This is a genomic window from Streptomyces sp. NPDC027672 (assembly GCF_055566335.1).
In genome coordinates this window covers 1-3,868 of sequence record NZ_JBVHSO010000034.1, presented here as the reverse complement: position 1 = coordinate 3,868, position 3,868 = coordinate 1, and the positions used below count along the sequence as shown (strand labels likewise).

Sequence of the window (3,868 nt, the reverse complement as noted above, 5' to 3'; positions counted from 1 at the left end):
GCCAGCTTGTCCAGCGTGGCGCCGGTCTTGGCACTCACCGGCTGCATGTCAGCGGCCGGGTAACGGATGACCAGCTTGTCCAGGGCTTCGGCCTGGCCGTCCTTGGTTTCGACGGTCTTGGTATGCACCTGAGCATCCAGGCCAGCTGCCTTGGCTTCGGCTTCCAGTTCGCGGAACTCCTTGAGCTGGGCTTGATAGGACGCAATGCCTCCGACAATCGCCCCAGCAGCGCACACCGTCAGGGCCTTGTCTTTCTTGCCGGTCAGCAGGGCGATGCCTGCACCGGCAGCGCAGCCAATCCCGCCGGCCTTGAACAGGCGCAGCTTGTTGGTCTTTTGGGGTTCGGGCCGGGTGCTGTCCTGGGCAAACGAAAGCCCCGGAGCCAGCAACGCGGCGATGGTGAGAGTGAGGATGAAACGCTTCATGGGTATGCCTCCTTATGAGGTAGTGGGGAAAGGGTTAGAGTTTTGGAGGCAGGAACGCCGAGGTAGCAGCAGAAGCTCGACTGGGTTCGGCAGCCGGTTGCTTGGAGAGGGTTTCGGCGTCGGGTTCTTGCTGCGCCAGGAACTGGGAAAACGCTTGAAGGGTTTTCACCACCAGTTCTTCATTGGCCTGGAGCGCCGCGCTCTGCTCTGCTCGCAAGTCCGCCAGCGCGCTTTCTAGGGCAAGGGCATTCCGCGTTTCGGATTCGCGGACCGTGGCTCGGATGTCGCCCAACGCATCGGACGCTTCAAGCCCCTGAACCACGCCCCGGTTTTTCTCCAGGACCGCCATGCGCAAATACTTGTTCAAGGAAACGCCTTGTTCTTTCGCGCAATACCGCGCGCTCTCCAACTCATCGGGAGCGATGCTGAAAGATTTGGTTAGAAGCGACGGACGACCCACTTAACCCCCTGCAATGAAAATCCACACCCATGGATTAGCAAAGGATTTAAGAAGCGCAAGTGGGCTAAGCCGTTTTTCTTCTGTTTTTCTGGGGTTCCGGCCATTTTTCAGCCGAACGGTTGGCCAAGTTGTTAGCCAAGACTGAAAACAAGGCGCAGCAAGGCCTGGACGGGTGGAAAGGCGCAGCGTTTCTAGCCAAGCCGGAAAAACACTTCAGTGCGACTTGTGTATGGCCTACTCCCTTCACCCTTCGGAAAACCTTGAACGGTGAATGGGCAGCCAACCTCTTCCCCCGCAGTCCTCCCCAAGTTTTTGCTCCCCCGCTCTTGCCCTTCCGCTTTTCCCCGGTAGAAGTTAAGTAAAGCCCCAATCCTCAACCCAACCGGAGCCCCCTATGCCCCTCACTCCCGCCACGCCCAGCCGCTCAAAAAAGTTTTCGCCAGCCCCCGCAGCCTCCCTCCCCACCCAGCCAGCTCCCCACCTCCCCACCGACTCCGCACCCCTTGCCTTAGAAATCCGGGACCGCCGTTTTCCCCACTCCCGCGACCTGTCCCTGTCCGTTTTAGTCAAGCGGAGGCCAGCATGGGATCGCGTGAGTGGTTGGGTTCAGTCACGCTGCCCGGGTGTTCCGAAAGCCCTGTCTCCATCCGTTTTAGTCAACTCTGCTTGGGGGTTTGGATGGTCGAGTGCGGGGGTTCTCGCGCTCGGTTCGCATACCCTGGAAACACTGACCCCATCCGTTTTAGTCAAGCCGTCTGACCTTGCCCTCGTTCGCTGTCCCCCGGCCTTCGATCAGCGGCTGGGGGTCCAGTGCTGGGCTGGGAATAGATCGGGCAAGCAGGTTATGGGTTTGGGATCGGCGGTAGCTGGGGAGGTTCGACAGGCTCGGCATAGCGTTTTAGTCAAATCTTTTTCAGGCTCCTGCAACGCCCCACTGCCCCCGTTCTGCGATCCAGGTGCTCGGCCTACGCAGAACGGCTGGGGGGTGTTCCGTGCGTGAGCTGACCCCCTTCTTGGATGCCATTGCCCGAGCCGATGCCCCGCTGGAAGGCAAGGCCAACGGGTGGCAACGCAAGGCTGTTTTGGCCGAGTTCGGCAGCGCCTGCGCCTTCTGCTCCGCTCCACTGGACCTGTCCTCTCCCAAGTCTTGGACGGCTACGCCACTGGTCCCCGCGCAACTGGGAGGGCCAGCTTCCGTTGTCGAAAACTGGGTGCCTGCCTGCCGTCCCTGCGCTGCTGCCAAGGGCCTGCGCGATGTGGTGAGCTGGTCCGAATGGCGAGCGAAGGCAGACCCTGACCGGGTGGCCCTGCTGCTGGAGCGTCGGCGCTCTGCGTTGCTCTACGCTGAAAACCACTTCACGCCCCTATCGCGTCACTCCAAGCGTGAGCGGCTGCTCTCCCACCTGTTGGCGCGTTTCGCCAGGCCCCGCTTCCAGGTCTATGCGTGGTCGGGTGAGGTGGATGGGGAGAGGGTGTGCATGGTGGGCTGGAACTCCCGGTCAGGCGATGCCTTGGCACTGAGCGAGACCCTGCTGGCGTTACGAATGAGGGACGGGGGCGAGGTGCTAGCAGAGGGCCAGGTCACCCTTCTACGGCTTCCGGTGGACGCGTTCCTGCGGGCCGTGTGGGCGCTCATCGAGGCCCATGGGATCGTCGTGCCGTTGGACGTGCCAGGCGGCGGCCCGCTCGATGCAAACGACTGGAGAGAGTGCTGGCGCCACCGCGTCATGGACCCGGTCAGCAACCACAAGCGCGTCCCGATGACCGGAGGCCACGCGCTGCCTCATGCTCCCCGCGTGCTGTCCACCAACCCGGATTCGGTTCGGCGGCTGGGCCAACTGCAGGCCGCCAAACGGGCTGACCGCTTGGACGAGGCGGAACACCGTTTCCGAGAAGCCCAGTCTCGGAAGAACAAATATTTGGAGCGGGTCAAGCGCGGCCTGGAAGCCCCCATGCCGCTGGACGATTACCGAGCGTGGGCCGATGAGGTGAGGCAACTGGGCGTGGACTGGGCTCGGATGGTCACCGAGAGCCGGGAGCAGTAGTCACTGCCCCCGGACTGGTCAGACATGCAACGTGTTTTCGAAAATGTCGGATTCGGGGTCCGTTTCAATGGTCGTGCTGCCATCCGCCTGGACCGTTACTGTCACCGTGACGTCTGGGTTCTTATGCTCGGCAACATAGACACCAGGCTTGCCTGGCACGGGCTTGAGATCTGAGGGAGTGATGAGGATTCCGTGCATGATAGGGTCCATGCCCTGCTCAATATCTCTCTCGTCATCGCTGTAAACCGGGACATCGATCTTCGCTTCACCCTTCAGCATGTTCACTTCCTTTCCGTGGTGTGGTCTCGCGAGTATCCACGTTCTGGAACCACCCTGCATAGGGCGAGTTTTTCACCAGGCACCGGTTCCAGTCCCTCTCCCCATCGGTCCACCACACCGGGCCACGTTCGCCCAAGCCTGTTTTCGCGCTGTCCACGGCGCGCCGCGCGGCGGCGAGTGCTTCCCCATCCTGGTTGGCTTCTGCTGACTTCACGGCACGCCGGGCGTCCATCAGCTCGTGGACCAGGCGCTCCCTCTCCGGCTCACTGAGGCCTGGGTTGGTGGTTCGCCAGAGGCGCCCGCGGACGATGAGGTAACGGCCGTCTGGGGTGGTAAGGGGATCCATGGGGAGGAGCGTATGGGGTGGGCGGTGACGGGGGAGCAGACAAAAGAAAGGCGGCACCCTGGCCGCCCTCCTCTCTTCGCACCCGCACTTAGGCCTCGTTATCAACAACCGCTGCGACAGCCTCGTTCGCAGCTAGCTTGTTGTAGAGCGGGAAGGTGGATTGGCCCACGCGATCCCACTCCGTGGGGTTCTTCAAGAGACGGTTCAAAGCCTTAGAGACGATTGACGCGCTCGCTCCAGAGCGTTGCATCCACTCACTCAAGTTGCGCTGAAAATGGCCTTTCCGCATGTCGGCTTTGATCTGCGAATGGCG

The 3,868-nt window shown here is 61.8% G+C and carries 6 protein-coding genes; 1 reads left to right on the top strand and 5 read right to left on the bottom strand.

Annotated features, from left to right (window positions below; genetic code table 11):
- On the bottom strand, positions 1 to 425 hold a 425-nt coding region (locus ACZ4SV_RS36320), incomplete at its 3' end, for a hypothetical protein (protein WP_468011427.1).
- A 34-nt stretch (positions 426 to 459) separates the two neighbouring features.
- On the bottom strand, positions 460 to 792 hold the full coding sequence (locus tag ACZ4SV_RS36315) for a hypothetical protein (RefSeq protein ID WP_468011423.1): 333 nt from the start codon (positions 790 to 792) through the stop codon (positions 460 to 462).
- Positions 793 to 1,877: 1,085 nt separating this feature from the next.
- Between ACZ4SV_RS36315 and ACZ4SV_RS36310 the strand changes: the two genes are divergently transcribed.
- Positions 1,878 to 2,930, top strand: a complete 1,053-nt coding sequence (locus ACZ4SV_RS36310) for a hypothetical protein (RefSeq protein ID WP_164078000.1) — start codon at positions 1,878 to 1,880, stop codon at positions 2,928 to 2,930.
- An 18-nt stretch (positions 2,931 to 2,948) separates the two neighbouring features.
- On the opposite strand, the gene ACZ4SV_RS36305 is transcribed toward ACZ4SV_RS36310, so the two are convergent.
- The 3 genes from ACZ4SV_RS36305 to ACZ4SV_RS36295 form a co-directional block, all read right to left on the bottom strand.
- On the bottom strand, positions 2,949 to 3,209 hold the full coding sequence (locus ACZ4SV_RS36305) for a hypothetical protein (protein ID WP_099470322.1): 261 nt from the start codon (positions 3,207 to 3,209) through the stop codon (positions 2,949 to 2,951).
- The gene (locus ACZ4SV_RS36300) at positions 3,196 to 3,555 is read right to left on the bottom strand and encodes a hypothetical protein (protein ID WP_180864880.1); all 360 of its coding nucleotides are present in this window, start codon (positions 3,553 to 3,555) and stop codon (positions 3,196 to 3,198) included. Before ACZ4SV_RS36300 ends, ACZ4SV_RS36305 begins: the two co-directional genes overlap by 14 nt.
- An 88-nt stretch (positions 3,556 to 3,643) precedes the next feature.
- On the bottom strand, positions 3,644 to 3,868 hold a 225-nt coding region (locus ACZ4SV_RS36295), incomplete at its 5' end, for a hypothetical protein (RefSeq protein ID WP_468011415.1).

Bases quoted from the DNA above. Each gene is read 5' to 3' on its own strand.
- ACZ4SV_RS36305 (WP_099470322.1), bottom strand. From the start codon at position 3,209: ATGCTGAAGGGTGAAGCGAAGATCGATGTCCCGGTTTACAGCGATGAC.
- ACZ4SV_RS36300 (WP_180864880.1), bottom strand. From the start codon at position 3,555: ATGGATCCCCTTACCACCCCAGACGGCCGTTACCTCATCGTCCGCGGG.